Here is a 24,377-nt window from a genome sequence, read left to right on the forward strand (position 1 = left end):
AAAATCAGCTCGAAAGATCAACATGCCCTAATCAGAGTCATCGTAACCGCTCCACAGGTTATAACTAAAGCTCGTCACAACGATATAAGGCCAGTCTCATGACTGGCCTTATTGCTTTCAATTCTTTAATTTCGAGTTGCCACTTTTTGCTGATCTATTTCTTAGATTTACCATGAGATTGAAAACCAAAACGCCAAATCGATAACAACAGTTTCTTGGCTTTGATTTTTGTTACCCGCCAATGTGTCACCGGTCTTCTTGGGGCGCTCATCAATAAGTGTTCAAAAGCTGTCTGACTAAAATCGACTTGTCCTCCATGCGCCACCAGCAAGGTATCAAGTTGCATGTCATAGATGCGAGATACTGACTCTCGGTACTTGTTAGGGTGAAAGATAGGGAAAGGCGGAATCAGCTTCTTTTTCACTTCCACCATGAGGTCTGCCACATAGGCAACGCTGTGAGATGGGCAATAAACCGAAAGATCTCTGTCGGTGTGACCCGGGGTTTCTAGAACCAACCAATCATCAAAACCCGGAATGCTCTCACCATCCGACAGTTTGTAGTCCGGCTTTAACTTTCTTGAATACCACAAGTTCGCTTTCGGCTTTCCTAAGCGGTTTGCCATCCATCTTGCTAATGCGAGATCGGTCAAATGCATCAAGATACCATCGATACCGTGATACCAATCCTTATCTCGGTTTGCTGCCACCAAGTTACAGTTCGTGAGCTTTCTTAGCTTGTGCGCTGCCCCTGCATGGTCAGGATGCATGTGTGTCACCACAACCGTGTGGAGATCAGAAAAATCACGCATAAGTTCGGTTTCAATAAAAGTCTTCAAATGCGGGATGTCGGCTCGACATGCGCCATCAAGCAACAGTAATTTGTCCGGATACTCGACCAAATACATGTCTTGGATATAGCCTTTAATGGTATGCAGTTGCAAACCCACTCCTTGTGATAATTCAACTGGTCAGACCTATACCATAGCAAACTCATATTTATTTGTAACAAATTTGTTAACTACAAAATCACATCAAAGTACCATGCTCTTCCGCTCTTTTATCGTGACGACAAAATACGTGATTTGTTGACCTGAGTTATTAGGACTATATATGCGCCTCTAATTTATTGTCTGAGTGCTATACATGAACCAACTAATCGATGCTCTTTCTACCCAAGGCTACTTTGTTTGGGATGACTTCTTAACGCATGAAGAAGTGGTGGCATTGAGGGATTGCATTCCAGAGAACTGGAAAAAGGCTAGGATTGGCCGTAACGATGAAGTAACGCGAGAGTCGACCATTCGTAGCGACAAAATTCAGTGGGTACACCGCGACATGGGTGAGCCTGCTTCTCTGTTCCTAGATAAAATGGAGCAGATTCGTTTAGAAGCAAACAAAGCGTTCTTTTTGGGTCTGTTCGAGTACGAAGCGCACTTTGCTAAATACGAAAAAGGCGACTTCTACCAAAAGCACTTAGACTGCTTCAAAGGCAATGAGAACCGCCGTCTGACTACCGTGTTCTACATGAATGACGAGTGGACAGAGGAAGACGCTGGTGAGCTTATGGTTTACGATCTACAAGATAATCACATCGCAACCATTCCGCCAAAGTCTGGCCGTTTGTTTGTGTTCTTATCAGAGCAGTTCCCACACGAAGTTCTGCCAACCAACACAGAACGATTCAGTATCGCAGGTTGGTTCCGTATCAACGGCGTGAAAGACAACCAACTCGATATCGCTCACTAAAGCGAGGTTCGGGTCAAAGCCTCATCTCATCCAAAGCCTCTCCACTTGAGAGGCTTTTCCTCTTAGTACTGCTAGGAAAGTACTAAGAGGAAAATATCACTTTTATGAGCCGAATCCTGTGTAGAGACTCTTGCCCAGCAATTACTCTGGCGTATTCGGGAAAACTGATATTTAATAAATATTTACGATGCGCATTCAAGAAGGATTAATTATGTCATCTATCATCGTAGGTCACCGTGGTGTAGCGGGTACTCACCCAGAAAACACCAAAGCAAGTATTGAACAAGCCGCTAAACTTGGCTTGAAATGGATTGAAGTCGATATTCAGCAAACTCAAGATGATGAGCTTGTCGTTTGCCACGACCACACTCTCGAACGCTGTAGTGATGGCAAGGGCCGTGTTGATGAACACACTTTGGCAGAGCTGCGTCAGCTTGATTTTGGTGGCTGGAAGTCAGAACAGTTCGAAGGAGAACGAATACTCACACTTAGCGAGTTACTTGAACTTGTTGAAGAACATAACCTAAGCGTTAACCTAGAGATAAAAGTCGATAGCCGACACCAAGCCCCTCATGTGGTTGATCTTCTACACAGTGAGCTGATCCGCTCAAACATAGACACGGACAGAGTGCTGCTTTCAAGTTTCAGCCATGAAGTTGTTGCAGAAATGGCTCGCCACTTACCAAGATACCGCATTGGCGTGATCACAGAGCAGCTCTCTCAAGACGATCTTTTGCTTATTGATCAGGTGAAAGCGTTCAGTTGTCATATGAATTACGAAAACGTCAATCAGGATGATCTTGATACGCTTGCCGAAGCAAAGATTCAAACATGGTGCTACACCGTCAATGATCCGTCTAAGTTCAAATTCCTATCCACCGTCGATGCGATATTCACTGATTTTCCAGATAGATTTAGCGCGAAAAATTGACCAAGCAAATACCAAAGTAGTAAACGTTTAAGACGGGAAAATTTACCTCGATAAACCTTAAAATTAAGTAGCAAACACAAGTGAGTAGGAGTACATTCCGCTGCTCACTTGGTTTCATTAGCTCGCACTATTTAGGCAGCTTTATTGGTTACTTAATTTATGGATCTCATTTTTAGTCCAACTTTCCCAATTTTGGGTGCAATCTTCATTTTTGCCGCTATCGTTCGTGGCTTCTCAGGCTTCGGTTTCACCCTAGTCGCATTGCCTCTAAGTGCGTTATTCGTGCCGGTTATTGAGCTTGTTCCTGTGTTCATGCTTATCGACCTGCTTGGCAACGTTCAATTACTGCCTAAGGTCAAAAAACATGTCAATTGGCGCTGGGTAGCAAAAGTATTTATCCCTTGCCTTGTGTTCACACCTGTTGGCCTGGTTTTACTCAAATCAGTTAGCCAAGACACCATTATCTTGATCATCAGCGCCTTTATCTTTGCGTCTGCACTTATGATCTACCGAGGCTTTCAATATAAAAGTGAACCGAAATTTGCTCCCTATATCCTAGGAAGCCTTGCTGGAATAATGAATGGTGCGGCTTCTATGTCTGGCCCACCAATTGGCACCCACGCATTGGCGAGCCCTGTGGCTCCGCACGTCGCCAGAGCAGGTTTGATTGCGTTCTTTGTATTGGCGGATTCGAGTGCCTTTGTTTCTGCATCCATTGCAGGGCTCGTCGACCGTGATGTGGTTTGGCTTACACTGGCCCTGTTACCAAGCAGTATGTTTGGTGGCTATGTCGGTTCGAAACTGTTCGAGAGATTTGGTGGAGAGAAATTTAAGCCTGTCACTATCGGGCTACTTATCGTGATTGCATTCTTTAGTGCAGGTCGAGTTCTGTTGTAACGAACGGTCTAATTTCTGAAAGGAAGATGGGTACCCGTACCTACCACTCGATATGGATAGGAGTGCCCATTTTGACTAGTTGAATAAACTCATCCATATCTTGGTTGGTTAATGCGATACAGCCATCTGTCCAATCGAAACTTTGGATAAAACCTGGTGCACGACGTTCGCCGTTTTTAATACCATGAATTTTGATGTTACCACCTGGGTCAACATCATTCTCTTCAGCCCACTGTCTATCAGAAGAGCGCGGATAGTTGATGTGTACCGAACGGTAAAACTCAGAGCGCTCCATGATATAGTCGAGCGTGTATTCCCCTTCTGGCGTTCGGTTATCCCCTTCAAAGCGTTTATGACCTTTCGGTTCCTTACCCAAAGCGATACGAAACTCTTGTACCACTTCATCCCCTTTGAGTAGGTACATTCTGCGTTTCGATTTATCGACTTTCACTAAGGTCACTACTTGCAACAGAGGATCAATTTCAGAAAAAGAATCGGGCGCCATGTAGGGTTCTAATAATGAAGCTTGAGCAGAAGCTTTAGGTAAGCGTTGCGATGAACCTTGTGCCAGTTGAGCAATGTGAGTGGATTGCCCCTCACCCAGCACCTCATCTACATCAATCACATGCTTTGATTTTGACGTACCAGTAGAGTTAGGAGATGAAGTTGAGATGCGTTGTGAATGAGCTGGTGCTGACTCAAAGACAATGGTTTCAATAGCGGTAGCGTCAGACACTATCTTCTCAACGACGACCTTTTCGGCGAGTACAATCGGACTCATCAAGAATAAGCATAGTGATAGTGGTAAAAACGGACGCACCCTTATATCTCCTCAAAACGCATCGACATGATTCGGGACTGAGTCTCCATTCCTAGCGACTCATAAAAGCTCTGAGCTTGTTGATTAAACTCCATCACCTCTAATCTTAATTCGATCGCTCCTTGAGCTTGCGCCCATTGATTGAATGACTTCATTAGCGCTCGACCAACGCCTTTACTCTGAATTTGGTCACTCACCACAATAGTGTTCACTCTCGCCACCTTATGAGACTGAATAAAGCTCACGCCTTTGTTCTGCGTGACCTTACCCACGAGAAAACCAATCACTACATCCTGTTCAACAGCGACAAAGAAGGCCCCAGTCGGGTCAATCATTAAGCCCAGCCAGTACTCCTCGCTGTCTGCTTTGCTTTGTGACGGCGGCGCAAACACCATAGGCGCACCGAGATGATGTTGATGATTTATCTGATCAGAGAGCGCTAAAATCGCGTTGATGTCAGTTACCTTAGCATTCCGAATTTGCATATCATCACCTTGTTTGAATTCAATAACACCTTAGCAAAAATGGCTTAAATGTGCACCGTTCCACTGGTCGACTCAGACGCTCTGTGAAGGCATGTGATAAATATTAGGCACTAAGTTTGGGGAAATTGTTCCGCAAATCTCAGGCACATTACCAGCCTTTGAGTGCTACTATCTCTGCAGAATCAATACACTAACGACTGGACACCTCTATGATTAAGTTCGCTGTAATTGGAACCAATTGGATTACACAAAAGTTCGTTCAAGCTGCACATGAATCACAATCGATGCAGTTGACTGCTGTTTATTCACGAAACCTAGACAGCGCCGCGCAGTTCGCACAAGAATTCTGTGTTGAAACCACATATGACTCACTTGACGCATTAGCCAACGACAATACGGTTGAAGCGGTATACATCGCCTCACCCAATTCACTGCACTGTGAGCAGTCGATTCTGATGATGGAGCATGGTAAGCACGTCATCTGTGAGAAGCCTGTTGCATCGAATATTGTGGAAGCCACACGCATGTTTGAAGTCGCTGAGAAAAACGGTGTGGTACTGTTTGAGGCGTATAAGTCTCAATTCCTACCTAACTTTAAACAAGTCCAACTTGGGCTAGAAAAAATCGGCAAGGTACATAAAGCGCACATCAACTACTGCCAGTATTCATCGCGTTACCAAAAATACCTGAATGGTGAAAACCCAAACACTTTTAATCCGGCTTTCTCAAATGGCTCATTGGTCGATATCGGCTTCTATTGCGTTGCAGCAACGGTAGCGCTGTTTGGTGAACCTGATAACGCCCAGGCATCTGCAAAACTGCTGGAATCAGGCGTTGATGCGCATGGCTGTGCCATCTTCCAATACCCTGAATTTGACGTGACCCTTGCACACTCTAAGGTCAGCGACTCATATGCGCCAAGCGAGATCCAGGGTGAGCAAGGTGCGATCATCATTGATCACATCGCTGAATGTACCGATGTTAAGATCCGCTACCGTGATGGAAGCATTGAAAATCTCACTCAAGTACAAAGCGAAAACTCAATGAGTTACGAAGCGCAAGCCTTTGCTGATTGTATTGCTGGCGATCACACCACACAAACCGATGCTAAACAGCGCGCATTAACCGTTGCCAAGTTAATTACAAAGATGCGTCAACAGGTTGGTGTCGTTTATCCTGCAGATAAATAATACAGACCATTAAGCTAACACTCTGATTTTAGTCACATATCAGTTTATGCATAACTAAATTTAATCCTTACGACAAATAACCGGATTAGTTGATCAGAGGGCTATCTGATTAAATCCGCGTTCGATATCTATCGTATTTATTTAATTTATTGAAGGTGTGTAAAGTGTTTTCAGTTGACGATCGCGTTGTAGCAACAAAAGGTGTTGAACTTGGTGAAATGGTAGTAACTGGTCTAAGTGCTGGTGGTTACTACGTTCACGTTACAACAGTAGAAGGCGCAATGCCGCTTACTTACCCAATGCAAGATCTTAAAAAAGCATAGTCTAACCGCTCTGCTCTTTTAGTAGTCACTCTGCTAAAGGTAACAAAATTGAGGCCTTGGCTGCTTTACTCTTCTGCATTAGAGTTAACAGCCAGGGCCTTTTTTATATCTGCTAGCCTTCCTACAGGTTTAGTCATTGCAGCAAAGTCAGTTCCAACAGACAATAGAATGAATTAAAGCGTAACAACAAAGGCTTATTGCCTACTGATACGCACTCTCTATTGATGTTTAGTGTTTACAGAATTTTCTGGTACATTAGCATCACCTTATACTCACAATGACCATGAACTGAGGGAAGCTATGAAGCTTTATATTTACGACCACTGCCCTTTCTGTGCACGAGTCGCCTACATCGCTCAATCTCTAGGCTTAAACATCGAACTTATTTCTGTGGATTATGATGATGCCCAAACCCTTATCGATTTAATCGGTAAAAAGATGGTACCCGTATTACAAAAAGACGATGGCTCTATCATGGCTGAGAGCCTAGATATCATCGCTTACTTCATGGATTTGAAATCTAGTGACGAGCAGCGTGAGCCATCAGAGCAAGTGACCCTGTTCCAAACTCGCGCATTCCCGCTAAGCCAGCGCATCGGTTTGCCACGTTGGTGGAAACTGGACCTTGCTGAGTACCAATCACCAGCAAGCAAAGAAGCATGGCGCGCAGCTAAAGAAACCGAAGAGCTGAACTTCGACAAGCTGATTGAACAAACACCGCAGTTTGTTGAACAGATTAACCCGCTTCTGAAAGATGCAGAACTGCTACTTAACATAGAGAACGGGGAGTCTTCGCTGCCTCTTATCGACCAAGCAGTGTACTTCTCTATGCTGCGTGGCTTCTGCGTTGAGCCAAGCATCACATGGCCACCAGCTCTAGAACGTTGGTTAGAAAAGCAGAGTGAAAAGCTAAAACTGTCTCTTCTTCGCTAGAACGATTACAACAAGCACAAACAAAAAATCGAAGCCATCAGGTATCTCCACCTGCTAGCTTCGATTTTTTTATCTTTCACTATTTCGATGACATCAAGCTCTTGTTGTTACAACAGGCGCCTTCTCAAGCCGGTTCGCTCTAGGATACGGGTAGAAATCTCTTCAACCGATAACGATGAGGTATTGATATACGGCACTGCCTCTCTACGGAACATCGCCTCTACGGTTTGCAACTCATACAGACATTGTGAGTCGCTCGCGTATTCACTGCCCGCTAAACGATTCTCACGGATTTCAGTCAATCTTTCTGCATCAATGGTTAAACCAAACAGCTTATGTCGGTATATCTCAAACTCTGGCAACAGCTTTAATCGTGCCAAATCATCATGAATGAACGGGTAGTTTGCCACTCTTAAACCAAACTGCATCGCCATATACAAGCTTGTTGGGGTTTTACCACTTCGAGACACACCCAGTAAGATGATGTCGGCTTCCTCTAGACCTTTAAGCGTAATGCCATCATCGTGCGCAAGCGTGTACTCTATTGCGGCAATGCGGTCGAAATACTTCACCGAGTCCTTGTTTACACTGCGTGAGCGTTGCAGCTTAGGAGTCGGCGCCATATGGATATCATCTTGTACCTTCTGAACAATACTTTCCAACACGTCATAGCAATGAGCAGGCGCTTCAAGCAACTTCGCTTTGATTTCAGGAATCACAATCGAAAAGAACACCAAAGGTTGCTGGCCACTCTCACGGTACGAAGTTTCAATCTCTTTCAATAAATCAGAAAGTTTGTCCTCGCTTTCAACAAAAGGAAAGGTTTTCTCATTGGCTTTGAAGGGAAATTGACCTAGAACAACATGCCCTAAAGTCTCACATGTTATGGCCGTTCCATCAGAAACATAGAATACATCACGACTTTGAATATCAATTTGCATTTTTTATTTAATGTTTAAAATTATTTTGAGTAGGATGGTAACCATAATATATATAACAAAACCCTGCTGACTATTACGTCCCCCACAGCTTTTAAAAATAATTTACATTTTTTTAAACTAATACGTAATCGTTTGCCTTTAAATCCCTACAATGCTTGCTATGTTTCTGGAGAAATAAATGCAAAATAATACCCTATGGTTCAATGGCCTATCCATGGAAGATGTCGACAAAGTCGGCGGTAAGAACGCCTCACTGGGCGAGATGGTTTCTAACCTATCCAATGCTGGTGTTTCTGTACCAAATGGTTTTGCTACCACCTCTCATGCGTTTAACGACTTTCTTGACTACAAAGGTCTTGATGAGCGCATTCACCAATTACTTGACGAACTTGATGTTGAAGACGTTGACGCACTGCGTAAGACAGGTGCAACGATTCGACAATGGGTTCTAGACGCCCCCTTCCCAGAATCACTAGAGCAAAATATCCGTGAGAACTACCGTGAGCTAATTGAAGACAACGAAGAATTATCTGTAGCGGTTCGTTCATCGGCAACCGCAGAAGATCTTCCAGATGCTTCTTTCGCAGGCCAGCAAGAGACCTTCCTTAACGTGAAAGGTATCGATGCGGTACTCGAAGCAACCAAGCACGTTTACGCATCACTCTTTAACGACCGCGCTATCTCTTACCGTGTACACCAAGGCTTTGACCACCGTGGCATTTCATTGTCTGCGGGTATCCAGCGCATGGTTCGCTCAGACAAAGCCTCTTCAGGTGTGATGTTCACACTTGATACTGAGTCTGGCTTCGACCAAGTGGTATTCATCACCTCTTCTTGGGGCTTGGGTGAAATGGTTGTACAGGGCGCAGTGAACCCAGATGAGTTCTACGTTCACAAGCCAATGTTAGAAGCGGGTCACTACCCAATAGTTAAAAAGACGTTTGGTTCTAAGCTGATCAAAATGATCTACTCGACCAATCAAGAGATTGGCAAGCAAGTTGATATCATCGACACCGACGCTCAAGAGCGTAACGAGTTCTCACTCAACGATGAAGAGATCAAAGAGCTAGCAAAACAAGCGATGATCATCGAGAAGCACTACCAACGTCCAATGGACATTGAGTGGGCGAAAGATGGCATCGACGGCAAGCTTTACATCGTTCAGGCTCGCCCAGAAACCGTATGTTCTCAAAGCGACCAAAACGTTATTGAGCGTTACGAGCTAAACAACAAGGCGGATGTCTTGGTTGAAGGTCGTGCTATCGGTCAACGCATCGGCTCAGGCCCAGTTCGCTTGGTTGATTCACTAGACCAAATGTCGCTGGTTCAAGAAGGCGACGTATTGGTAACAGACATGACAGACCCAGACTGGGAACCTGTGATGAAGAAAGCCTCTGCGATTGTCACTAACCGTGGTGGCCGTACTTGCCACGCAGCAATCATCGCTCGTGAGCTCGGCATTCCTGCAATCGTTGGCTGTGGTACAGCGACAAGCAGCCTAAACGATGGCGATACCGTGACAGTGTCATGTTCAGAAGGCGAAACAGGCTACGTTTACAACGGCGAACTCGACTTTGAAATTAAACGTTCTGAAGTTGATGAGCTACCAATGCTGCCAACCAAAGTCATGATGAACGTGGGTAACCCAGATCGCGCCTTCGACTTCGCGCAGATTCCAAACGAAGGTGTTGGCCTTGCTCGTCTTGAATTCATCATCAACAAGATGATCGGTATTCACCCTAAAGCGCTGCTTAACTTCGATGCGCAAACGGATGAGCTAAAAGCGGAAATCAACGAACGTATTCGCGGCTACAAAGATCCTATCGATTTCTACGTAAGCAAATTAACAGAAGGCATCGCGACTATCGCTTCTGCATTCTGGCCTAAGCGTGTGATCGTACGTATGTCTGACTTTAAGTCGAACGAATACAGCAACCTTGTAGGTGGCAAAACGTTTGAACCACATGAAGAGAACCCAATGCTGGGCTTCCGTGGTGCATCTCGTTACATCTCGCCAGTATTCGAAGACTGTTTCGAGCTAGAGACTCAAGCGATCAAACGTGTTCGCAACGAAATGGGTCTTAAGAACGTTGAAATCATGATTCCATTCGTTCGTACACCAAGCGAAGCGGCATCGGTTATCGACATTCTGGCTAAATTCGACCTTCGCCGTGGCGACCAAGGCCTGAAAGTGATCATGATGTGTGAGCTACCATCGAATGCAATTTTGGCTGAAGAGTTCTTGAAGTACTTCGATGGCTTCTCTATCGGCTCAAACGATATGACTCAGCTGACGCTTGGTCTAGACCGTGACTCTGGTGACGTTGCACACCTATTCGATGAGCGTAACCCAGCTGTGAAAGCGATGCTGAAAATGTCTATCGACGCGGCAACCAAAGCGGGTAAGTACGTGGGCATTTGTGGCCAGGGCCCATCTGACCATGATGACCTAGCGGAGTGGTTAATGGAGCAAGGCATCAGCTCTGTATCCCTAAACCCAGATACAGTTATCGATACATGGTTGAAGCTAGGCAACGTTGCTAGCAAGTAACCTTCTCTAATCAAGATACGAATAAAGCCAGTCAGTACGACTGGCTTTTTTATTTACTGTATTTTAGGACGAAACACGGAGCACTTTAGAAGTAGTATCTAACGCCTACCCAAGCTTCAGTTTGCCATTCACTCGGCATAGACAAACCATTCACATCGATATCACCTTTAGTGATGTCATATCGAGTATTCAACCACCAAGTGCGGGCACTGTTCATTGGTACATTCAGTGATGTTTTCAACGAGAAGTTTTGCATGTTGATATCACTCCCCGATAGATCTTGCCACTCTGGCACTAAAGAAACATAAGCACCTGAATCACCTAAGTGCTTTGCCGTGATAAGCCCAAGCGAATAACCTGTTAAGTCGTCTTTAGATGAGTTCATAGCGGGAATTTCCATACTGCCTGTCATCAAACCAGCTCTTGGGAAAACCAAGAAGCCACCGGTATAAGCTGGATTGATTGCTACAACACCGCCGACCGACAACAAATCATTTTTAATGCTTGTGCGTGTATTGACGTAGTCTAACGACAGACCCACTTTAGGCGTAGCCTTAGTACCTGTCTCGAAAACATGGAAATACTGGATTCGCGAATTGCTGTATTCCGAACCAAAGTCGTTCGGATCGCGCTGTGCTTCATCATTGTCATCAACAAAGGTCGCTTCTGCGAGTAACGCAAACTGATGACCGTTATCCATACCACCAGAAACCTGTCCCTGAAATTGAATATCAGAACTTCCGCTCACCATCAGCGCAGTCTGTGTATACACCTTGGTCACGTCGGCAGGGTCGATAACGCGCTCGGACTCAGCATGTACGGGAATCGATAAACCTAAGCTCAATGGAATAATAAGGGCAAACTTTTTCATTATATCTCTCGAAAGTCGTTTGCTTCTTCCTTGAAGCTAGAAAGTCCTTCTGTCTCAAATGGGTTGTTATTTGTCAGCAAGTAGTTTTGCAGCAGAACGCATCAGTGCAGGGCCTTTGTTCTCACCGAAACCAGAGTGGTAAGGGTTGTTCGAAAACATTACGCCAACAAAATCACGCTCTGGATCGATGTAGATGAACTGACCAAGGTTGCCACTTTTCGACATAGCACCATCATTGAAGATGAAGTCGAATTGGTAGGCGTTGTAATCGGCTTTTTCGTTGTAGGCGTGCAGTGAGCTGCTCTCTTTGCTAGTACCAACAAAGGCTTTTGGATCACCACCGTTGCGAATACGATCAATCACGGCTTGCGAGATAACTGGCTCATCCGCTACTGCTTTCCAACTTGGGGTAAACAGAGTGCCCCAGCGCGCCATGTCTTCAACTGTTGTCGACACCAAACCAACGGCGATCGCCATGCCGTCAGGCGTTAGGTTGAACTCCATCGATTGGCGGGCATGTACTTTTGACCAAACACGGTCTTCAAACACTTGAGTCCATGTTTTGTTTTCGATGTTCTCCACCATTTTGGTCAGTACCATGGTGTTGATAGACGCATAACGGAAATGGTCGCCTGCTTGCTCACCTTCGAGTTTCTGAGCGCCTTTAGCGACATTCATCCATGTTTCCATTTCACCTGTTTTGGCTCTTGGCGAATTGAATGAAGCAGCAAAGAAACGCACAACGTCAGAGTCTGGGTTTAAGATCGACTCAAGCGTCTCTTCGTTATCAAGAGCGGTAGACATATTGAGCACTTGATGGACCGTGATATCTTCCCAGTTTGTTCCTTTCAACTCTGGAACATAGTGAGTGATGCTCTTTTCTGGGTCGACTTTGCCCTCTTCCACCAGCATTGCGACAACTGTGCCGACGGTGGTTTTAGCTGTTGAAGCCCAAACGTGACTGTCTGTCGGGCTCATACCTGGATACGCTTCGTAAACGATCTCACCTTTGTGAATTAGCATGAAACCTTGAGTTCTGAACTGTTCATCAGCTAGGTAATCAGCCATAGTCAGCTCGCCCTTGGTGTCTGTTTCTACCTTGAGCTTGGCAAGACGTGGGTCAATATTTTTAACCAGCGGCTTGTAATTCTCGCTCGGTGCAGCAAACGCCGTTGGCATGAACTCACTCATGTGCAAGTTATAGTAAACACTGTGGTCACCACCCATTTGCCAATGGAAGTTATTAAAGTTTTCACGTGCTGCGTTGACAAATTCAGGGGTGAACGCCTTTGGTGCATCTTTGACAGTCAAAGTCACTTGAGCACCTTCAACTTTAAGTGCTGCTTCAACTGGGTTCTCTGCAAATACAGTTGATGACACAGCAAGCGATGAAAGCGTGAGTGATGAGATAATTAGGGTAAGGGGTTTAAGTTTCATGTTCTTCTCCTCATTTGGGTTGGAAGAAGTATATGGAGTTGCGCTACACTTAATTAGGTCATTTGGTGACATTTAGAGAGTAAGCGTAAACAGCAATGAAAGCATCATCGAACACCACCAACATACTGTTGAGCTCCACCAGTAACATCGCACCCTATATTCAATATTGCGAGGAGCGTTCACTTGATTGGCGCTCGGTTGCTACCGAATGTGGGCTGCCAATTGAACTGACGCACTCTAACCAGTGGCTACCAACCCAAGACTTGATTCGCTTTATTCATGGCTTAGAGCGTACATTTGGCTATTCGATAGGGATTGAGGTTGGACGCAAAGCGACGCTTGAACAACTCTCACCAGAACTAAGTCGGAAAATCAGCCAATGTGCATCCCTTGAGCAAGCGATACGCTGCTTAATTGCGGAGATGCCTACCTTAAATAATCACGTCTCCATTTGGACGGAAAAGCGAGATGGAATGTGGTGGCTATGTCATCGCAGCAGCTATCACCCTTCTACCGTAGGGTTTGAGCAAGCTGAATGGTTTAGAGCCCTTACCATAATTAGCCTATGCCGCCTTTTTATTGCTGAGCGCTGGCAACCTTCACACGCCAAGCTTGTATCTTCAGGCAAAAACGCCGACAGACTTCCGCACCATTTCCACTACACTAACATTCAGTTTCAACAGTCATATGGTGCAATAGCTGTCCCTCTAACGGATGATTATCGAGCTATCTCTGAACAAGATGCCTCACAGAACTGGCATCAAGCAGTCGAAACTTTGATTAATACCTATGCGACCTTGCCTTGGTTCAACATCGAATGGTTTTCCAGCATGCTCGGCATGACAAAGCGGACACTGCAACGAAACCTGAAGAGTCGAGATATTCTATTTAAAGAAGCCAAGGAAAAGGTGCGGGAAAACAAAGCGAGAAAGCTCCTTGAGGAAACAGAGCTATCCGTGCAAGAGATCAGCTGGCAGGTGGGCTACAGCGATTTGAGTAACTTTAACCGTGCCTTTAAAGGTTGGCTGGGGTGCACAGCACCAAGCTATCGAACTAAAACGAAAAAGTCCGGCCAAACGACCGGACTTCAAGGGAATCAACAATAAATCTCTAGTCTAGCAGGGCTCTGGCATTATCACCTTGCTCATAGATATACAGGCTGACACGCGAAAGTATGGTTATCTCTTCCATGCTCACTTGAAGTGAGTTTTGCCCTCTTCCTAAATTCGCTCTTAGGCGGTCAACGAGCTGTTGAACTGCCTGCAAATCATCTCTCGCTTTAGGCACACGAGTATTCATAAAGGTGAACCACTTTTCACTCATATTACGACTTATCTTGGCAAGCACCTCAGTATTGGTAATGGTAAATGCCTTATCAAGATTGCCTCCATCTCGAAGGATGTCATAGATGATGTGGCCGTTCTTCTTCGCCACCATCATGTTCTTGGTATTGAGCTGCAGCTCACCAATGTGCCCATTGGCCATCTTTAAGAAGAACTTAATGTCTTTGTAGCCAGCGTCTGTTGCACCACAGTTGAATTTCGCGTTGTCGCCTTGGCTGGTACCGTAGCGATCTTTCATTGCAGATTGGTGATGCTTCAGCTCGACAAACTCTTTGGTCAGGATGATCATCGCTTTGGCTATGATCATATCTTCCATGGTTTCGAATACGATGGTCATGCGGGCTGCATCTTTCAGGTCACCAATATCGTAATGACGTTTACGGTTAGTGATCTTGTCTAACGCCCCATGGAAATCTTTTACACCAAGATAAGCTCCCGGCGGCTGTTTGAGTGTACCGTTACATACTGAAGCCACTTTAACAGCAAACTCTCTGAGCGCTTCTTGCGCTTCAACGGTTTCCATAAACATCATGAAAAGCTGCTTTTTCTTAAGCGCGGCATTGGCAACCTGATTTCGAGAACCAAAATCTAGGTTACCGTTTGCTAGCTTCTGACTCGATGATTCATCCAAGTAATTATGAATCTTCTCTTTCTGCGTCATGATGTCGAGAATGACCTGATCTTGCTTTTTATTCGCTTCATTCAGGTAATCGAAGTTTTCGACCTTCTGTTTTAGAGCTTGTAGCTTCTGTTGGTAATCTTTGACGTTAACTAGACGAAAGCCCTGAGACATGATGCCTTGCTGGTTTATCTTGGCGAGCACCTTAGCCTTATTCTTCCTAACTTGCTCTTGGCTAATCTGAATTTCTTCTGTGGTCGGCATATCTTAGTTCCCTCTCCAATATGCAGTTCATTCTGTACTGTCGGATACACTATCCGTTTTCCTATAACGATATTAGTTTATAGATTTGATAATTACATCAACCAATAACGATAAGCCTATAAAATAGCTAAGGTTTGAGAGGTAGTTCCATAAAGACACAGCACCAAATGTTCTAAGCCCACCTTAATCTAAAGTAAGGAATATGCCGAGATCCGGTAACAATGATTGGTATCGAGCTGACCTTACGTTATCCTTTACCCAATTCTTCACAGATAGGCTTTCTTCACAATGAGCCTCTCTTCAAGACCAATAAGACAGATATGAATTCGACTACCGCAACCCCTTCGCCTTCACTTGGCCGACAACTCTATACCATGACATGGCCAATGCTGTTTGGGGTACTTTCCCTGATGAGCTTCCAACTTGTAGACAGTGCCTTCATTGGTCAGCTCGGCGTTCTGCCGCTTGCTGTTCAAGGTTTCACTCTGCCTATACAGATGATCATCATCGGAATTCAAGTCGGGCTAGGCATCGCGACAACTGCTGTGATAGCGAGAGCGATTGGTGCTAACGAAATTCGCTACGCTAAGCAGTTAGGTGGATTAGTAGTTGCAATGGGCAGCGTGAGTGTTGCGCTTTTCTCCGTCATCATTTATCTGCTTCGCGGCCCCATTTTAGAATTGCTCGACGCACCAGCAAGCGTATTGCCGATCATCGACTCTTACTGGATCTATTGGTTAATTAGTTCTTGGACAGGCGCACTACTCTACTTTTACTACAGTGTGTGTCGTGCCAACGGTAATACTATGCTGCCCGGCTCGATGATGATCGCGACTAGTATCATTAACCTGATATTGGACCCGATTTTTATCTTTACTCTCGACATGGGTATCAATGGTGCAGCTATCGCGACGATTTTGGCGTTTGGTGCAGGCATCTTTATTGTAGCTCCCAAAGTAACCAAGAAACATTGGATGACGTTTGACTGGCACGATCTTGATATCGGCAAGAGTGTTCGCTCGATTGGTAACATCATGGGCCCAGCGATGATCAGCCAACTGCTGCCGCCAGTCTCTTCTATGTTAGCGACTAAGCTGCTTGCTGGTTATGGCACTGCAGCCGTTGCAGCTTGGGCGTTGGGTTCTCGTTTTGAGTTCTTCTCCATTGTAGCAGTGTTAGCATTGACCATGTCGATGCCACCAATGGTTGGCCGCATGTTGGGGGAAAAGAACCTAACTGACATACGTAGCTTGATTAAGATCGCTGCTACCTTTGTACTCGGCTTTCAAGTCGTTATTGCGCTGGTGACTTGGGTATTCTCAAGTGGATTAGCAGGATTGATGACCAGTGATAGTGATGTGACCACAATCCTCAATTATCACCTAATGATTGTCCCTATCAGCCTTGGTCCTCTGGGAATTTGCATGTTGATGGTATCGGTGTCCAACGCACTAGGTAAGTCTTATACCGCATTAACGATTTCAGCACTGCGCCTGTTCGCTTTCTTCTTACCTTGTTTATGGATTGGCTCTCATCTTGCCGGAATTGAAGGTCTGTTCTGGGGTGCCATGGTCGGTAATGTGTTTGCCGGTATCTGTGCATGGTTTATGTACCGACGCGCGCTTGGGCAAGTTGAGGCTAAGCTAGCCAACTAGCGAGTTGTTAGCTTTTAGTTGTTAAATTCCAAAAAAAGCAGCCACTTAGGCTGCTTTTTTTGTTATCCAAGTTCTGATTTACGATCCTTCCACTGACTATCCTTTGTTACTGAATTCTCTTCGATTAAACCTTACTTCCGCCCCAAAAAACATACCAACCAGCATAATTTCAATCTCAGAATTACTAGCTAGATTTCCGGACATAAGAAACATCCATAGAACCGATTTTTATGCCCCTTTAGAATTTGTTCTAGATCATTAAAGTGTTCAAAAATGCAATCTTTGGTTTTAAATATTTAAACTTTGATGAAGTTTAAGAAATTAAACCATATTGAAGATGGTTTGGTGATCCTGTTCAAATTTCACTCTTAATTTAGGTTAAAGTTCCGTTATTTGTTGGTGTTTTAGGCGCCTTTTATCGGTTTACAGAAGTTTACTGCATCTTGTTCAAATACCACCAAAGGAGTAGATTCCAGTCATCGAGTTCAAAAATGTAAACCGAAACTATGAATGTAAAACAAGTTAGATTCACCGATGAAGATAGAGAATGTTTAAGCAATTACTTTCGCTTAGCAGACACGCTCGCTGATTTAATTGGCCCCTACTGCGAAGTAGTCATTCATTCATTTGAAAGCTTAGAAAACTCGGTCGTGAAAATCGTCAACGGTCATCACACAGGTCGTGAAATTGGTTCTCCAATCACAGATCTCGGTTTACGTATGTGGAGCACCTTCGAGAAAACTGGCGAAGTTTCTCCAAAGAGTTACTTCACGAATGCAGCAGATGGTTCCCTACTAAAATCGACCACCTGTGTGCTAGCTGGTCCACAGAAAAAGCCGATTGGCATGCTGTGTATCAACATGAACTTATCCTTCCCATTCCCTGAAATCGTTAAAACGTTAATGCCAACGTGTAACGTCTCTCAAACACTAGTCAGTGAGACTTTCAGCAAAAGTGCAAACGATGTGATTCAACAAGCACTGACTGCTGCAATAAAAGAAGTGGAACAAGACGAAACGATTTCCTGCAAAAGTCGCAACAAAGCCATCATTCGTTGTTTGTTTGATAACGGCGTATTTGAGCTAAAAGAGACGACGACACAAGTATCAGAACAACTTGGGATCAGCCGTCAGGCGGTTTACAAGTTTATCCGTGAATTTAAATCAGAATAAAACCAATAATTTAGGAGTTACATCGTGAAACAGATCATTGCCACTGAACAAGCACCAGCAGCTATCGGGCCGTACTCACAAGGTACGTCTTACGGCGAAATGGTTTATACCTCAGGTCAATTACCTCTTGTTCCAGAAACCATGCAATTTGTTGAGGGCGGTATTAAAGAGCAAGCTCGCCAGTCTCTTGAAAATTTGAAGGCTGTTTTAGAAGCAAGCGGAGCTGGGCTAGACACAGTATTGAAGACAACCTGCTTCCTTTCAGACATGGAAAACTTCGTTGCATTTAACGAAGTGTACACCGAAGTATTTGGCACGGAGAACGCACCTGCTCGTTCTTGTGTAGAAGCAGCAAGACTACCAAAAGACGCACTGGTTGAAGTTGAAGCCATCGCATACAAAAAATAACCGACTTAGGTATTAATGGGTATCATAGGAGATTCTCATGAGCGTTTCATTTATTGGATTAAGCATACTGTTCTTTGGGTTCTACGCACTGCTGTCGAACTTCAAAAAGCAAAAGAAAAGTTTTAACTTCCGAGTACTTAGTGCGCTTGCTGCTGGCTTACTGTTCGGTGGCGCTATTCAACTTGTTTTCGGTGTCGGTAACGTTGCGACATCTGGCTTCGCTGAACTGATTTCTGTGTTCGGTAAAGGCTACATCAAACTTCTACAAATGATCGTTATCCCACTTGTATTCGTGGCGATGATCTCTTCGATCATGAACGTTGAAGGCGGTGGTGCGCTATCTCGTATCGCACCAAAGATCATCGGTATTCTACTTTTCACTTGTGCAATCTCAGCAGCCGTTGGTATCGCGAGTATTTACCTATTTGGTATCGATGCAAACGCGCTAGTCAGCACAATCGGCACCAACAGTGCAATTGAAGCTCGCGGTGATTCACTGGTAGCAACACAAGATGCAATGGCAAGCAGTGGTCTGTCTGGTATGGCTCTGTCTATCATTCCAACCAACATCTTTGACATGCTAACGGGTTCTCAACGTACTTCTACGTTATCAACTGTATTGTTCGGTATGTTCCTTGGTTACTGTATCCTTCAAGTGAAGAACCGTAAGCCAGAGAAAGTGCAAAACTTCGTTGATTTCATCAACTCTGCAAAAGAAGTGGTTCTTTCAATGGTTCGTGAAATCCTGAAGCTAACGCCTTACGGTGTATTTGCTCTGATGACCACGTTCATGATGACGAATGACCTGTTCGCGCTCGCTGAAATGGGCCGCTTCCTTCTAGCGAGCTACGTAGCAATCGGCGTAATGTTCGGCATCCACTTCGTGATGGTATCGATGTTCGGCTTGTCTCCGGCTAAGTTCATGAAGAAAATCTGGCCAGTATTGGTATTCGGCTTCGGTTCTCGCTCAAGTATGGCGGCTATCCCACTAAACGTTGAAACACAAACTCAACGCCTAGGGGTAGACGAAGAAACAGCAAACATGTCAGCGACATTTGGTACCAGTATCGGTCAAAACGGCTGTGCGGGTATCTACCCAGCAATGCTAGCCATCATGGCGGCTCAAGTAATGGGTATGCCAGTCGACCTAGGCTTCATCCTACAACTGATTGCTGTTATCGCGATTGCTTCATTCGGTATCGCGGGTGTGGGTGGCGGTGCAACGTTCGCAGCAGTAGCAGTACTGACCATCATGGGCCTAGACATCACAGTAGTAGCGATTCTGGTGTCTATCGAAGCACTAATTGATATGGCTCGTACAGCGCTAAACATCTCAGGCTCTATGTTGTCTGGTGTTCTAACAGCTAAGAAAAACGGCTCGCTAAACACAGAACAATACGACGCTGACGTTACAGCGACAGTATCAAAAGAAGCAGCAGTATAATTCTCAAACTTAATTAAGGGCACTCCTCGTGAGTGCTCTTCTGTTTTTCCTGAGTTCAGGCTATTTAGGTAATAAATATGAAAGTTGTTGTTATAGGCGGTAGCGCCGCTGGTATGAGTTTCGCAGCAAAATACAAACGTAATCAACCATCAGACGAAGTCATCGTATTAGATAAGCGCAGTTACATCTCTTTTGGAGCCTGTGGCTTACCTTACTTTGCAGGCGGCATGTTTGATGATACCGAGCGAATGATCTCTCGTACGCCAGAACAAGCAATCAAATCTGGTTTAGATGTACGCGTAGAAACAGAAATGGTGTCGTTCGACCGTACTGAAAAACATATTACAGTACGTCACCAAAACGTAGTGAGCACTATCGATTACGATATGTTGGTCATTGCGACAGGCGCACGTCCGATCGTCCCCTCATTCGGTGAATTCAATCCGGAACACGTATACACACTAACAAGCATGGAAGATGGTTTAGCAGTAAAAGAAGCGCTTAAAGATGATCGTAAACAACGCGTGTGCGTCATTGGCGCAGGCTTTATCGGGCTGGAAGTCTTTGATGCGGCACATGGCTTAGACAAACACGTGACGATCATCGAACGTGAACAGCACATCATGAGCCGTCAGTTCAGCCCAGAGATCATTGAAGTGGTCGAAGGTGCGATTCGTGAATCAGGTGCTGAGCTTAAAACAGGCTGTAGCGTGTCTGCTATTCGCGATGCGGAGCAAGGTGGTTACATTGTTGAAACTGATAACGGCAACGTAGAAGCCGATGTCGTGATCCTGTCACTCGGTTTCAAACCAAATACTGAAGCATTCGAACTACCAAAAGCAGCAAATGGCGCGTTATTGGTAAATGAATATGGCGCTACAGAAGACGCTTATATCCATGCAGTCGGTGACTGTGCCGTTGTCCATCATATGGCGCTAGGCAAACCCGTTTATGTTCCTCTAGCAACTACAGCCAACAAACAAGCGCGCATGATGGCTGACAAACTAGCAGGTAAAGATACCTATATGTCAGGCTTCTTAGGTTCGTCTTGTTTGAAGGTGCTCGATTATGAACTGGCGTGTACTGGCGTAAATGAACTTTTGGCGAAAGAACATAACTTAGATGTGAAAGTATCAACAATTTCAGACAAGAACCAAACCGATTACTACCCAGGGCAAGAAGACATCAAGGTTAAACTGGTTTATCACCCAGAGACCAACGTTCTTCTAGGCGGCGAAATTGTCGGTAAGAAAGGAGCTGTGGGCAGAATCAACGCATTAGCTGTAGCCATCACAGCGAAAATGACCACTCAGCAGTTAGGCTATATGGACTTCTGCTACGCCCCACCATTTGCTCGTACTTGGGATGCACTGAACGTTGCAGGTAACGTGGCAAAATAAGCCATGTCTAATTAACTACATTCAAGAATACTAAAGCAGAGCCTAAATGCTCTGCTTTTTAATATCTTAAGCCTAGAGCTTCCCCTTATCGCGAACGATACTGCTCAATTTTTCATAACAAATACAAATTGTTCTTGGTGACAAGGTATCAATGAAAACTATGTTTCCCCTACGATGTAACCAAATCCCCCTCTTAGCTCCATTAACAATAATTCACATTGATACGAAATATGTCCTCTTCTTGCTATTTATTGTCTCTATCTTGTTACTTGTCAAAATTTGGGCACTATATAATTTACACCTCTAATTTATCACTGAGGTGTCATTTTTCATATGTTTTCACAGCACATAAAAAATAATATTAAGAAGTCGATTTCATTAATTTTTATTTTATTCATTATAATCCCATCATTAACTGCATGTGGTGGAGGGGGCGGTGATAGCAAGGATGATTCACATACAAAGAGATTAGAAAAGATCACCATCGAAGAAGTCTCTAACAATAATATCCTAGACTCTAATGAGGCTTTATTAGATACAACATTAACATTTAAAGCAATCGGGTATTATGACGATAATAGCACTAGTGATATCACATCGTCAGTACAGTGGGTCAGCAGTGAACCTGATTTAGCCAGCTTTGATAAACCAGCACAATTAAAGACACATCAAACCGGACAAACAACTATTATCGCAAAAGCAACCAATATTAGTGCGACTTGGTCACTCTCTATATTAGAGCCTGTCGCGATTACAATTTCGCCTCGGGCCAAAACAATAGATTTTGATAATAACCAAACAGTTTATGTGCCAAATGGCACCTCGATAAAACTTGATTGTATCGTGGAGTGGAGTGACCGTTCAAAACGTGATGGCACAAGTTATATTTCATGGACTCTAGATAACAACAGTTTTTCTCAAAGCTCGTCTGAAAAAAGTCGCTTCAAAGCTATAGGTGATATTGCAGATATAACAGACCTAACGGCTAATTTTGATGGTTTTACAAGTAATAGTATTTCATTAACAATAAGCGATGCGATGCTAAAAGAGATTATTATTAGACCAACCACTAACTCTGAGAAGACAACTCAATTAAGCAGCGCTTTGTACGGAACAAGCCTAGAGTTTACTGCAGTGGGTGTCTATCAAGATCCAAGAGATGAACAGGTAAAGCATATTGATATCACAAAAGATGTAAGATGGATCTCAAGTGCACCAGATGTATTCAATAATGCTGAGGGTAACAATCTTTTTACCGCTGATAGTGGAGTAGGCAAAAGCAAAGCTACTATATCTGCAAGAATGTTTGATGTCGAAAGTAATCCACAAGAAATGACAATTTCTGATTCCACATTGGAATATATTGAAATTACTGGCACAAATAATTTGGTTAACAATGTTGAATTTTCACTTTCCGCAATCGGTCATTATCAAAGTAATGAAAATGTTGACAATAAAATAACAGCGGATATTACGCCCTTTGTTGACTGGTCAAGTTCAGACGAGACAGTTATAAAACAGACGGGGCATAATACTTTCATGCCAATAAAAGAGTCTAACAACATATCCATCAATGCAGAAATTAATGGTAAAGATTATAATATATCGAAAGAGTTTAACGTTGTTGCGGGGGAACTTAAAAGCATTACAATTTCAGAAATACATAACTACCCTAACTACCCAGATCTAAATACCGTTCCATATAATAAAAGTCGAACTTATAAGGCTATCGGAGAGTACACTATCAATGATTCGCATGATACTGTTTCGTTAGATATCACAGATAATGTCAAATGGCAGCTAAATCAAGAAGAGGAAGCTTTTTATTTATTTGGCAGTACTGTACTTGCTATTTCGCATGACCAAAGCTCAGCGGCTATATTTGCCATCGGTGATAATAAAACAAAAGTAACCAGTAACCTTATCAATCTCACTAACATCGATTTTAATAGAACATTTACCTTAGGAAAGCATGAATACAGCTTATCTGAGTTAATGTTAAATCCAGATGGGTCCCATAATCATTATGAAAATGATTTTTGGTGGGGTGTCGGTACATGGCAGGATTCGGTTGCTAGTTGTACAGGTTCGGGAAAAAGGCTAGCTACAGAAGAAGAATTACAAACTATTCAGTCGACTATAGGTGATGTCGGTAACGCTTTTGGCTGGCCAGTCGGTAATGGTGGACTTGAATATTGGACTAAGGATAGTGGAAAAGCAGCGAACAGCCATATTAGTAAAAATATGAATATTTTTGGTGGAAGTTATGAAGAAGGAGACTGGGTAACTAACGCTAGTATTTGTGTATCAGATATTGATTAAAAACATCTCTTAATCTGTAAGAAATCTAAAGCCAGTTGGTATCTGCCAACTGGCTTTACTTGTTCTTAGCAAGATGCTTCTTTTCGATGTCTATCAGCTACGTAAGGGTGGCGAGTAAGTGTAGAAAACGGTAACTGTAACTCCTATATTAGAAAGCAGACGTACCCTACAAGCAGAGCGTAGATACTCTGAATCACGTCATTCATCAATCTCACGGCAGTGTCCTCTCCCCTTCCATCGAACGCGTAGGTTGCTTGGTAGTACTTACGCGCACATACAAATGCGTTTAAACGTATTAGGCAGCTTTGTGGAAAGCATACAAAAAGCTCGATTCTAAACACGCCTTAACGTCTCATATGTATCAAGGTAGCCATCCGCGGTCATATGCTACTCGATACACCAAGCGTCTCTACAGTACAGAAAGCCAACCATAGAACCTTTTAACGCCATTATGTCAGTACAACTTATGACATCGCGTCCTGCGTATAATGTAGATGTAATCAACATACGTCGTCACATAAACCCACAACGCAACTAACAAGCTCATAGAGCAGCTAGACTGAGCCATCTACACTGCAGACTGTACGCCAATAGAGCTTTGAATGATATAAATTTTAGATACA

General features: G+C 44.0%; 21 protein-coding genes. 14 read left to right on the forward strand and 7 right to left on the reverse strand.

What is annotated here, in order from left to right:
- Nucleotides 1-154: 154 nt before the first annotated feature.
- A complete protein-coding gene (locus OH460_RS24095) occupies nt 155-943 on the reverse strand; it encodes an MBL fold metallo-hydrolase (protein ID WP_116870929.1) in 789 nt (262 codons plus the stop codon).
- Nucleotides 944-1,145: 202 nt separating this feature from the next.
- Here OH460_RS24095 and OH460_RS24100 point away from each other — a divergent pair, with 202 nt between their 5' ends.
- The 3 genes from OH460_RS24100 to OH460_RS24110 all read left to right on the forward strand — a co-directional run bounded on the left by OH460_RS24100 (nt 1,146) and on the right by OH460_RS24110 (nt 3,576).
- Nucleotides 1,146-1,748: a 2OG-Fe(II) oxygenase gene (locus tag OH460_RS24100; RefSeq protein WP_269999796.1), complete on the forward strand. Its 603-nt coding sequence runs from the start codon at nt 1,146-1,148 to the stop codon at nt 1,746-1,748.
- Between the two features lie 211 nt (nt 1,749-1,959).
- Nucleotides 1,960-2,679, forward strand: a complete 720-nt coding sequence (locus OH460_RS24105) for a glycerophosphodiester phosphodiesterase family protein (RefSeq protein WP_269999797.1) — start codon at nt 1,960-1,962, stop codon at nt 2,677-2,679.
- A gap of 159 nt (nt 2,680-2,838) precedes the next feature.
- Nucleotides 2,839-3,576: a sulfite exporter TauE/SafE family protein gene (locus OH460_RS24110; RefSeq protein ID WP_269999798.1), complete on the forward strand. Its 738-nt coding sequence runs from the start codon at nt 2,839-2,841 to the stop codon at nt 3,574-3,576.
- Nucleotides 3,577-3,616: 40 nt separating this feature from the next.
- Here the strand turns inward: OH460_RS24110 and OH460_RS24115 are convergent, their stop codons facing one another.
- Nucleotides 3,617-4,396, reverse strand: a complete 780-nt coding sequence (locus tag OH460_RS24115; protein ID WP_171761649.1) for a L,D-transpeptidase family protein — start codon at nt 4,394-4,396, stop codon at nt 3,617-3,619.
- 2 nt (nt 4,397-4,398) lie between these two features.
- Nucleotides 4,399-4,881, reverse strand: coding sequence for a GNAT family N-acetyltransferase (locus OH460_RS24120; protein WP_269999799.1), 483 nt, complete (start codon nt 4,879-4,881; stop codon nt 4,399-4,401).
- Between the two features lie 209 nt (nt 4,882-5,090).
- Here OH460_RS24120 and OH460_RS24125 point away from each other — a divergent pair, with 209 nt between their 5' ends.
- The 3 genes from OH460_RS24125 (at nt 5,091) to grxB (ending at nt 7,327) form a co-directional block, all read left to right on the forward strand.
- The gene (locus OH460_RS24125) at nt 5,091-6,071 is read left to right on the forward strand and encodes a Gfo/Idh/MocA family protein (protein ID WP_269999800.1); all 981 of its coding nucleotides are present in this window, start codon (nt 5,091-5,093) and stop codon (nt 6,069-6,071) included.
- Between the two features lie 164 nt (nt 6,072-6,235).
- The gene (locus tag OH460_RS24130; RefSeq protein ID WP_008221767.1) at nt 6,236-6,394 is read left to right on the forward strand and encodes a hypothetical protein; all 159 of its coding nucleotides are present in this window, start codon (nt 6,236-6,238) and stop codon (nt 6,392-6,394) included.
- 300 nt (nt 6,395-6,694) lie between these two features.
- Nucleotides 6,695-7,327: a glutaredoxin 2 gene (gene grxB / locus OH460_RS24135; protein WP_269999801.1), complete on the forward strand. Its 633-nt coding sequence runs from the start codon at nt 6,695-6,697 to the stop codon at nt 7,325-7,327.
- A gap of 107 nt (nt 7,328-7,434) precedes the next feature.
- Here grxB and ppsR read toward each other — a convergent pair whose 3' ends face one another.
- A complete protein-coding gene (gene ppsR / locus OH460_RS24140) occupies nt 7,435-8,268 on the reverse strand; it encodes a posphoenolpyruvate synthetase regulatory kinase/phosphorylase PpsR (protein ID WP_008221770.1) in 834 nt (277 codons plus the stop codon).
- 178 nt (nt 8,269-8,446) lie between these two features.
- Here ppsR and ppsA point away from each other — a divergent pair, with 178 nt between their 5' ends.
- On the forward strand, nt 8,447-10,819 hold the full coding sequence (gene ppsA / locus OH460_RS24145) for a phosphoenolpyruvate synthase (RefSeq protein WP_269999802.1): 2,373 nt from the start codon (nt 8,447-8,449) through the stop codon (nt 10,817-10,819).
- A gap of 85 nt (nt 10,820-10,904) precedes the next feature.
- Here the strand turns inward: ppsA and OH460_RS24150 are convergent, their stop codons facing one another.
- Together OH460_RS24150 and OH460_RS24155 are read right to left on the reverse strand one after the other, a co-directional pair.
- Complete coding sequence (locus tag OH460_RS24150) at nt 10,905-11,690, reverse strand: hypothetical protein (protein WP_269999803.1); 786 nt, start codon at nt 11,688-11,690, stop codon at nt 10,905-10,907.
- A 66-nt stretch (nt 11,691-11,756) separates the two neighbouring features.
- A complete protein-coding gene (locus OH460_RS24155) occupies nt 11,757-13,127 on the reverse strand; it encodes a serine hydrolase domain-containing protein (RefSeq protein WP_269999804.1) in 1,371 nt (456 codons plus the stop codon).
- 95 nt (nt 13,128-13,222) lie between these two features.
- Between OH460_RS24155 and OH460_RS24160 the strand changes: the two genes are divergently transcribed.
- Complete coding sequence (locus OH460_RS24160; protein WP_269999805.1) at nt 13,223-14,233, forward strand: helix-turn-helix domain-containing protein; 1,011 nt, start codon at nt 13,223-13,225, stop codon at nt 14,231-14,233.
- A gap of 4 nt (nt 14,234-14,237) precedes the next feature.
- Here OH460_RS24160 and OH460_RS24165 read toward each other — a convergent pair whose 3' ends face one another.
- Complete coding sequence (locus tag OH460_RS24165; protein ID WP_269999806.1) at nt 14,238-15,353, reverse strand: hypothetical protein; 1,116 nt, start codon at nt 15,351-15,353, stop codon at nt 14,238-14,240.
- Between the two features lie 320 nt (nt 15,354-15,673).
- Between OH460_RS24165 and OH460_RS24170 the strand changes: the two genes are divergently transcribed.
- From OH460_RS24170 to OH460_RS24195, 6 genes are all read left to right on the forward strand, one after another.
- A complete protein-coding gene (locus OH460_RS24170; RefSeq protein WP_269999807.1) occupies nt 15,674-17,008 on the forward strand; it encodes an MATE family efflux transporter in 1,335 nt (444 codons plus the stop codon).
- A gap of 506 nt (nt 17,009-17,514) precedes the next feature.
- The gene (locus tag OH460_RS24175) at nt 17,515-18,180 is read left to right on the forward strand and encodes a helix-turn-helix transcriptional regulator (protein WP_239918319.1); all 666 of its coding nucleotides are present in this window, start codon (nt 17,515-17,517) and stop codon (nt 18,178-18,180) included.
- 24 nt (nt 18,181-18,204) lie between these two features.
- The gene (locus tag OH460_RS24180; protein WP_269999808.1) at nt 18,205-18,588 is read left to right on the forward strand and encodes a RidA family protein; all 384 of its coding nucleotides are present in this window, start codon (nt 18,205-18,207) and stop codon (nt 18,586-18,588) included.
- Nucleotides 18,589-18,625: 37 nt separating this feature from the next.
- Nucleotides 18,626-20,032, forward strand: coding sequence for a cation:dicarboxylate symporter family transporter (locus OH460_RS24185; protein ID WP_017111551.1), 1,407 nt, complete (start codon nt 18,626-18,628; stop codon nt 20,030-20,032).
- A 77-nt stretch (nt 20,033-20,109) separates the two neighbouring features.
- Nucleotides 20,110-21,432, forward strand: coding sequence for a CoA-disulfide reductase (locus OH460_RS24190; RefSeq protein ID WP_269999809.1), 1,323 nt, complete (start codon nt 20,110-20,112; stop codon nt 21,430-21,432).
- A gap of 333 nt (nt 21,433-21,765) precedes the next feature.
- Nucleotides 21,766-23,754, forward strand: coding sequence for a hypothetical protein (locus OH460_RS24195; protein ID WP_269999810.1), 1,989 nt, complete (start codon nt 21,766-21,768; stop codon nt 23,752-23,754).
- The last annotated feature ends 623 nt before the right edge of the window (nt 23,755-24,377 follow it).

It is taken from the genome of Vibrio sp. Makdt (genome assembly GCF_027587015.1).
Classification (GTDB): Bacteria; Pseudomonadota; Gammaproteobacteria; order Enterobacterales; family Vibrionaceae; genus Vibrio; species Vibrio chagasii_B.

Excerpts from the sequence above, each read along its gene's own strand:
- OH460_RS24100 (WP_269999796.1), top strand. The coding sequence starts at position 1,146 with ATGAACCAACTAATCGATGCTCTTTCTACCCAAGGCTACTTTGTTTGG.
- OH460_RS24105 (WP_269999797.1), top strand. The coding sequence starts at position 1,960 with ATGTCATCTATCATCGTAGGTCACCGTGGTGTAGCGGGTACTCACCCA.
- OH460_RS24110 (WP_269999798.1), top strand. The coding sequence starts at position 2,839 with ATGGATCTCATTTTTAGTCCAACTTTCCCAATTTTGGGTGCAATCTTC.
- OH460_RS24120 (WP_269999799.1), bottom strand. The coding sequence starts at position 4,881 with ATGCAAATTCGGAATGCTAAGGTAACTGACATCAACGCGATTTTAGCG.
- OH460_RS24125 (WP_269999800.1), top strand. The coding sequence starts at position 5,091 with ATGATTAAGTTCGCTGTAATTGGAACCAATTGGATTACACAAAAGTTC.
- grxB (WP_269999801.1), top strand. The coding sequence starts at position 6,695 with ATGAAGCTTTATATTTACGACCACTGCCCTTTCTGTGCACGAGTCGCC.
- ppsR (WP_008221770.1), bottom strand. The coding sequence starts at position 8,268 with ATGCAAATTGATATTCAAAGTCGTGATGTATTCTATGTTTCTGATGGA.
- ppsA (WP_269999802.1), top strand. The coding sequence starts at position 8,447 with ATGCAAAATAATACCCTATGGTTCAATGGCCTATCCATGGAAGATGTC.
- OH460_RS24150 (WP_269999803.1), bottom strand. The coding sequence starts at position 11,690 with ATGAAAAAGTTTGCCCTTATTATTCCATTGAGCTTAGGTTTATCGATT.
- OH460_RS24155 (WP_269999804.1), bottom strand. The coding sequence starts at position 13,127 with ATGAAACTTAAACCCCTTACCCTAATTATCTCATCACTCACGCTTTCA.
- OH460_RS24160 (WP_269999805.1), top strand. The coding sequence starts at position 13,223 with ATGAAAGCATCATCGAACACCACCAACATACTGTTGAGCTCCACCAGT.
- OH460_RS24165 (WP_269999806.1), bottom strand. The coding sequence starts at position 15,353 with ATGCCGACCACAGAAGAAATTCAGATTAGCCAAGAGCAAGTTAGGAAG.
- OH460_RS24170 (WP_269999807.1), top strand. The coding sequence starts at position 15,674 with ATGAATTCGACTACCGCAACCCCTTCGCCTTCACTTGGCCGACAACTC.
- OH460_RS24175 (WP_239918319.1), top strand. The coding sequence starts at position 17,515 with ATGAATGTAAAACAAGTTAGATTCACCGATGAAGATAGAGAATGTTTA.
- OH460_RS24185 (WP_017111551.1), top strand. The coding sequence starts at position 18,626 with ATGAGCGTTTCATTTATTGGATTAAGCATACTGTTCTTTGGGTTCTAC.
- OH460_RS24190 (WP_269999809.1), top strand. The coding sequence starts at position 20,110 with ATGAAAGTTGTTGTTATAGGCGGTAGCGCCGCTGGTATGAGTTTCGCA.
- OH460_RS24195 (WP_269999810.1), top strand. The coding sequence starts at position 21,766 with ATGTTTTCACAGCACATAAAAAATAATATTAAGAAGTCGATTTCATTA.